At 47.7% G+C, this 4,277-nt stretch carries 6 protein-coding genes; all 6 read left to right on the plus strand.

The genetic code is table 11. The features are described from left to right. Positions 1 to 87 precede the first annotated feature (87 nt). Positions 88 to 525: an Asp23/Gls24 family envelope stress response protein gene (locus tag NC238_08740; protein MCM1566017.1), complete on the plus strand. Its 438-nt coding sequence runs from the start codon at positions 88 to 90 to the stop codon at positions 523 to 525. A 22-nt stretch (positions 526 to 547) separates the two neighbouring features. After that, on the plus strand, positions 548 to 817 hold the full coding sequence (locus NC238_08745) for a DUF2273 domain-containing protein (GenBank protein ID MCM1566018.1): 270 nt from the start codon (positions 548 to 550) through the stop codon (positions 815 to 817). Positions 818 to 840: 23 nt separating this feature from the next. Next, entirely contained in the window at positions 841 to 1,263 is a 423-nt protein-coding gene (gene nusB / locus NC238_08750; GenBank protein ID MCM1566019.1) for a transcription antitermination factor NusB, read from the plus strand. Then, positions 1,260 to 2,213: an O-sialoglycoprotein endopeptidase gene (locus NC238_08755; GenBank protein MCM1566020.1), complete on the plus strand. Its 954-nt coding sequence runs from the start codon at positions 1,260 to 1,262 to the stop codon at positions 2,211 to 2,213. Before nusB ends, NC238_08755 begins: the two co-directional genes overlap by 4 nt. Positions 2,214 to 2,465: 252 nt before the next feature. Next, positions 2,466 to 3,308, plus strand: a complete 843-nt coding sequence (locus NC238_08760; protein MCM1566021.1) for a sulfide/dihydroorotate dehydrogenase-like FAD/NAD-binding protein — start codon at positions 2,466 to 2,468, stop codon at positions 3,306 to 3,308. Between the two features lie 2 nt (positions 3,309 to 3,310). Next, on the plus strand, positions 3,311 to 4,277 hold a 967-nt coding region (locus tag NC238_08765; protein MCM1566022.1), incomplete at its 3' end, for an FAD-dependent oxidoreductase.

Genomic DNA, 4,277 nt, shown 5'->3' on the forward strand with positions numbered 1-4,277 from the left:
TTAATCAGGCAGGGGGATTTGCGGCAACGGGGGATTCTGTTATAATAAAAATAATAACAGGTTGAAGATGGAAAATGAGGTGCGATAATGGATAATAACAAAATAGATCATTCAATCGGTTCAGTCAAAATTGCTGATGAGGTCGTTGAAGTGATTGCCGGAATGGCAGCTTCAGAAGTTGAGGGAGTCGCTGAGTTAAGCGGAGGTTTCGCCCAGGATATCGCCAATATTTTAGGCCGGGGCAAAAATTCATCCAAAGGTTCCAGGGGCATCAAAGTTGAAATTGACGAAAAAGAAGCTTCCGTGGATTTGTTTATTGCCGTCCAGTACGGGGTGTCAATTCCTGATGTAGCCCAGAAGGTACAGATCGTTGTGAAAGAAGCGATTGAAGGGATGACTGGATTAACCGTCATGGTCATCAACGTTCATATTCAAGGCATCGCGTTCAAAAACACGGCTGAGATCAAGGACGTCAAAGACAGCAAAGATAAAACGAATAAAGAAAAAGATTTGAAAGAAAAATAGAACAGTGCAGCAGGGTGGAGAGATGAGCAATTTCTGGAGAAATATCGGGGATAAACTCAATATTTTTTTTCTATGGTGTCTTGATAATCATCCTGGTAAATTTTTTGGTTTTTTGATTGGTTTTTTTGTGGCTTTGATGTTTATTTTGCTGGGATTTTGGCAGACACTGCTTTTAGCTGCCTTATCCTTCGGGGGATATTACTTGGGAAAATGCTGGGATGATGGGGTTTGGCCTACCGGACTGAGCAAAGTAATACATAGAATACCTTTTTGGGGCAAACATAAAACGTAGAATGAAATTCCGGAGGCATATTCATGAGTAAAATAATGGGCCGAAGAAAGGCCCGCGAAACGGCACTGCAAATACTTTATCAAATTGATATAACGGGAGAAACGGACAAGCGGGAACAAGTCCTGCAGCATTGGATCCAGGAATTTGCCGTCTCTGATAAGACGGCAGATTTTATTAGGGAACTGGTTGAAGGAACCCTGCAGAACAAAACGGATATTGATGCCAAGCTTGCTTCGACTTCCCACGAATGGGCTCTGGACAGGATGGGCAATGTGGACCGTAATCTGATGCGGCTTGCTGCCTATGAAATGCTGTACAGCCCCGGCACGCCCCAGCGGGTCACTTTAAATGAAGCGATTGAGATTGCCAAAAGGTTCGGCGGGGATGATTCAGCAAAATTCATTAACGGTATTTTAGATAAGCTGATGGACGAGAGTGAAAAATGATGTTCTTAGGTCTTGATACAAGCGCATACACGACATCCGTTGCCGTGGTGGATCAAGAAAAGCATCTGGTCTGGGAAAAAAGACGCCTACTCGAAGTTCCTCAGGGAGAGAAAGGCTTGGCCCAGTCGGAAGCTCTTTTTAATCATATTAAAAATCTTCCGGAACTACTGGCCCTGGTTCCGCCAACCATATGGCCGGAAATTGCCGGCATTGGCGTCAGTACGGCACCTCGTCCGGCAGAGCAATCCTATATGCCGGTCTTTCTGGCAGGAAGGTCGGTTGCTTCATCTCTGGCCAGCGCTTTAAATGTAAAGCTTGTAACGACGAGTCATCAGGAAGGACATCTGGCTGCAGGATTGGAATCCGCCGAAGGTTTTGCTTTGACGGATTTTTTGGCTGTCCACCTTTCGGGAGGAACAACGGAAGTATTGAAAGTCCGGAAGGATTCTCCCGGAAAACTAAGTTTGCAGATTCTTGGTGGAAGCAGTGATCTGCATGCCGGTCAATTTGTAGACAGAGTCGGCGTGCGTCTGGGGCTGCCTTTCCCGGCGGGAAAGGAGCTGGAAAAACTGGCTTTAAAATCAGCGCCTGGATCTGCTTCCCTGCTGCCTTCCTCGGTTAAAGGATATGAGATGAGTTTCTCGGGCGTCGAGTCGGCAGTTCAGCGTCTGATCGAAGAAAAAAAACGTTCGGCCGATCTGGCCCGGGCGGTGGAAGGCTGTATTGTCCGGACGATTTATAAGGTCTTGACCAAAGCTGTTGACGATACCGGACTCAGAGATATTCTGATTGTTGGCGGCGTAGCCTCAAATCAATATCTAAGGAATCAGCTTGAAAAGAAGCTGGAATCTCAGGCCAGATTATTTTGGGCAAAGCCGGGATGGAGTTCAGATAATTCGATTGGGGTCGCACTTCTGACGCGGGAAGCGGTGTTGTCGGACAATCATTAATTGTTTTTATCTTTACAAAGAGATTTAGAAAAAATCTAAAAATATGATATAAAATGAGTTTTTTTGAGCCCTAAGGACATTTTACAATGAAAAGACTTGATTTCGGGGCAAAAGTTCATTTATAATAAACAAGGTAAAGTATCAAATACGTGTTACTGTGCCAAACATAGATGTATATACTTGTATAGCTTGGAAAAGGGGACCATTCATCCGTTTGGTCGGTACAACGAATAATCCTGAGGGGGAGACAACGTGTATAAGGTAGTCAAAAGAAGGCAGTTGGCAGACATTATTACACTGCTGGAAGTAGAAGCTCCGGAAGTCGCCAAGAAAGCCCAACCCGGCGAATTTGTTATTGTTCGCCAAAATGAGGAATCTGAAAGGATCCCTTTGACCATCATGGACTTTAATCGGGATAAAGGGACAATCACCATCGTCATCCAGGAGGTAGGCTATTCATCCAATCTGATTACCCGGATGCAGGAAGGTGATTCTTTTGTTACATTTGTAGGACCGCTCGGACAAGCCACCGAAATGGAGAATTACGGTACGGTTCTGTGCATTGGCGGCGGCGTGGGTATTGCGCCGGTTCATCCGATTGCGCGCGGCCTGAAAGAAGCAGGGAATAAGGTCATCTCCATTCTCGGAGCAAGAACTAAAGACCTGCTGATCCTCGAAGACGAAATGCGGGCCGTAAGTAATGAAGTCGTCATTACAACCGATGACGGCACTTATGGCATGAAAGGTTTTGTCACGCACGGCATCCAGTCCGTTTTGGACCAGGGTATCAAAGTTGATGCGATCTGGGCGATTGGTCCGGTCGTTATGATGAAATCCGTAGCGAATTTTACCAGACCTCTTGGCATCAAGACCATCGTCAGTATGAATCCTGTCATGGTCGACGGAACAGGAATGTGCGGTGCCTGCAGACTCGATGTCGGCGGCGAAACCAAATTTGCCTGTGTTGACGGGCCGGAATTTGACGGCCACAAGGTAGATTTTGACCTGGCCATGAAACGTTCGGCCTTCTTTAAAAATGAAGAAGCTGTCGCTTACGGTAAAGTCAAGTGCCAGTGTGCAAAGGAGGGCAAATAATCATGGCATCAAAAGCACCACGACATGATATGCCCTGTCAGGATCCAATCGGCAGGGGGAAAAATTTCAGCGAAGTTGCGCTGGGATACGCGGTAGAGACCGCTGCGGAAGAGGCCAAACGCTGCATTCAGTGCAAAAAGCCAAAATGTGTGGAAGGCTGCCCGGTAGGGGTAGATATTCCCCAGTTTATCAATAAAATAGCCGAGGGTGAACACCTCGAAGCCGCGTCCATCTTAAAAGGCAAAAATACCTTGCCGGCAATTTGCGGACGTGTCTGCCCGCAGGAATCCCAGTGTGAAGCCCAGTGTATCCTTGGCGTCAAAGGCGAACCGGTTGCAATCGGCCGTTTGGAGCGCTTTGCAGCAGATTACGAAATGGCCAATGGCACAAGCAAATTAGAAAAAGCAACGCCGTCAGGCAAAAAGGTAGCCGTGATTGGTGCTGGTCCTGCGGGACTGACCTGTGCGGCTGAGCTCGCCCGCAAAGGCCATGCTGTAACTGTTCTGGAAGCCTTGCATGTGGCCGGCGGCGTACTGATGTACGGAATTCCTGAATTCCGTCTGCCGAAAGCCATTGTTCAGAAAGAAATCAACAGCTTAAAAGATATGGGCGTCGAAATCCTGGTTAACCAAGTCGTTGGCAAAGTCACCTCTGTCCAGGAATTGCTGGCAAACGGCTATGATGCCGTATTTATCGGCACCGGCGCCGGGCTACCATACTTTATGAAGATTCCGGGTGAAAACTACAACGGCGTATATTCCGCCAATGAGTTCCTGACCCGGTCGAATCTGATGAAAGCCTATGATTTCCCGAATCATGCGACCCCGATCAAAGTGGGAGAGCAGGTCGCGGTACTTGGCGGCGGCAACGTGGCCATGGACGCAGCCAGAACAGCGCTTCGTCTCGGCGCCAAAGACGTTTACATCGTTTATCGCCGTTCCATGACCGAACTGCCGGCGCGTGTTGAGG

The organism is Dehalobacter sp., assembly GCA_023667845.1.
GTDB lineage: Bacteria > Bacillota > Desulfitobacteriia > Desulfitobacteriales > Syntrophobotulaceae > Dehalobacter.